The sequence below is a fragment of the Paracoccus onchidii genome (assembly GCF_028294535.1).
GTDB lineage: Bacteria > Pseudomonadota > Alphaproteobacteria > Rhodobacterales > Rhodobacteraceae > Paracoccus > Paracoccus onchidii.
Map to the genome: position 1 here is coordinate 1 of NZ_JAQBIE010000056.1, position 2,500 is coordinate 2,500.

The 2,500-nt window shown below is 54.7% G+C and carries 1 tRNA gene and 2 rRNA genes (1 of these 3 cut by a window edge); all 3 read right to left on the reverse strand.

The features are described 5' to 3' along the window. Positions 1 to 3: 3 nt before the first annotated feature. Positions 4 to 80, reverse strand: a tRNA-Met gene (locus tag PAF17_RS19855). Between the two features lie 59 nt (positions 81 to 139). Beyond that, positions 140 to 254: ribosomal RNA gene (gene rrf, locus PAF17_RS19860) — 5S ribosomal RNA — on the reverse strand. An 89-nt stretch (positions 255 to 343) separates the two neighbouring features. Further along, positions 344 to 2,500 (reverse strand): 23S ribosomal RNA (locus tag PAF17_RS19865) (it continues 675 nt past the right edge of the window).

Here is a 2,500-nt window from a genome sequence, read left to right on the forward strand (position 1 = left end):
TTTTGGTTGCGGGGGTAGGATTTGAACCTACGACCTTCAGGTTATGAGCCTGACGAGCTACCGGGCTGCTCTACCCCGCGTCAAGATTTGTCCTGGATCGGTTTTTTTATCGTTTAGAGAGATTTGCGTTTCTTTCCAGGTCTGGCGGTGACCTACTCTCCCACGTCTTGAGACGCAGTACCATCGGCGCAGCGGCACTTAACGGCCGAGTTCGGGATGGGATCGGGTGTTTTGCTCGCGCTAGGGCCACCAGACCAGGAAAGAAACGCTCAGCGTTGATCCCTATTGGGATTTTGTTGTCCAAGGATGCTTTTTGGAGAAGACAGTCTGTCTTCTTCCGGATCAAATCAAGCCTATCGAGCCATTAGTACCGGTCAACTGAATGCATTGCTGCACTTACATCTCCGGCCTATCGACGTGGTGGTCTTCCACGGCTCTCAAGGGAGACCTTGTTTTGAGGGGGGCTTCCCGCTTAGATGCCTTCAGCGGTTATCCTGTCCGTTCATAGCTACCCAGCACTGCCGTTGGCACGACAACTGGTCCACCAGTGGAACGTTCACCCCGGTCCTCTCGTACTAGGGGCAACTCCTCTCAAGTCTCCAACACCCACGGCAGATAGGGACCGAACTGTCTCACGACGTTCTAAACCCAGCTCACGTACCTCTTTAAACGGCGAACAGCCGTACCCTTGGGACCTGCTCCAGCCCCAGGATGAGATGAGCCGACATCGAGGTGCCAAACGATGCCGTCGATATGGACTCTTGGGCATCATCAGCCTGTTATCCCCAGCGTACCTTTTATCCGTTGAGCGATGGCCCTTCCACTCGGGACCACCGGATCACTATGGCCGTCTTTCGACTCTGCTCGACTTGTCAGTCTTGCAGTCAGGCTGGCTTCTGCCATTGCACTCAACGAGCGATTTCCGACCGCTCTGAGCCAACCTTCGCGCGCCTCCGTTACTGTTTGGGAGGCGACCGCCCCAGTCAAACTACCCGCCACGCAGGGTCCCGGATCCGGATAACGGACCGCGGTTAGACATCAAGAGTGCGAAGGGCGGTATCTCAAGGATGGCTCCATCGGAACTGGCGTCCCGATTTCAAAGCCTACCGCCTATCCTGCACATCGCAATCCTGATGCCAGTGCGAAGCTGTAGTAAAGGTGCATGGGGTCTTTCCGTCTAACCGCGGGAAGTCTGCATCTTCACAGACAATTCAATTTCGCTGAGTCCACATTTGAGACAGCGGGGAAGTCGTTACGCCATTCGTGCAGGTCGGAACTTACCCGACAAGGAATTTCGCTACCTTAGGACCGTTATAGTTACGGCCGCCGTTTACCGGGGCTTCAATTCAAGGCTTGCACCTCTCCTTTTAACCTTCCGGCACCGGGCAGGCGTCAGACCCTATACGTCGCCTTGCGGCTTCGCAGAGCCCTGTGTTTTTAGTAAACAGTCGCCACCCCCTGGTTTGTGCCCCCGGCCTCTACTTGCGTAAAAACCGGGCCTCCTTCTCGCGAACTTACGGAGGTATTTTGCCGAGTTCCTTAAATGTGGTTCTCTCAAGCGCCTTGGTATTCTCTACCAGTCCACCTGTGTCGGTTTCGGGTACGGTCTCATGGAGGGCTATTTCCAGGAACCGCTCAGCTGCCAGTTCAATCCGATAAGGACTGACAACCTCTGCGATCCGTCACCATCTCCTGGCCCAGGAATATTAACCTGGTTCCCATCGACTACGCCTTTCGGCCTCGCCTTAGGGGCCGGCTTACCCTGCTCAGATTAGCTTTAAGCAGGAACCCTTGGACTTTCGGCGACAGGGTCTCTCACCCTGTTTGTCGCTACTCATGTCAACATTCTCACTTCTGATCACTCCACCGGATGCCTCACGGCCCGGCTTCACAGTCAGAACATTGCCTCCGTTACCCATTGCTGGGCAAAAGAGGCAGCGTTCTATATCACAGAACGCTCCGCTACCACGTGCATAAATGCACATCCAAAGCTTCGGCTCGTGGCTTGAGCCCCGTTACATCTTCGCCGCAAGACCTCTTGATTAGACCAGTGAGCTGTTACGCTATCTTTAAAGGATGGCTGCTTCTAAGCCAACCTCCTGGTTGTTTTGGAAGTCTCACATGCTTTCCCACTTAGCCACGAATTGGGGGCCTTAGCTGTTGGTCAGGGTTGTTTCCCTCTCCACGACGGACGTTAGCACCCGCCGTGTGTCTCCCGGACAGTTCTCTTGGGTATTCGGAGTTTGCTTAGACTCAGTAAGGCTGTGGGCCCCCATCATCCATGCAGTGCTCTACCCCCCAAGGAATACATCCGAGGCGCTACCTAAATAGCTTTCGCGGAGAACCAGCTATCTCCGAGTTTGATTGGCCTTTCACCCCTAGGCACAAGTCATCCCGACCTTTTTCAACAGGTGTGGGTTCGGCCCTCCAGTACGTGTTACCGTACCTTCAGCCTGCTCATGCCTAGATCACTCGGTTTCGGGTCTGATCCGTCTAACTC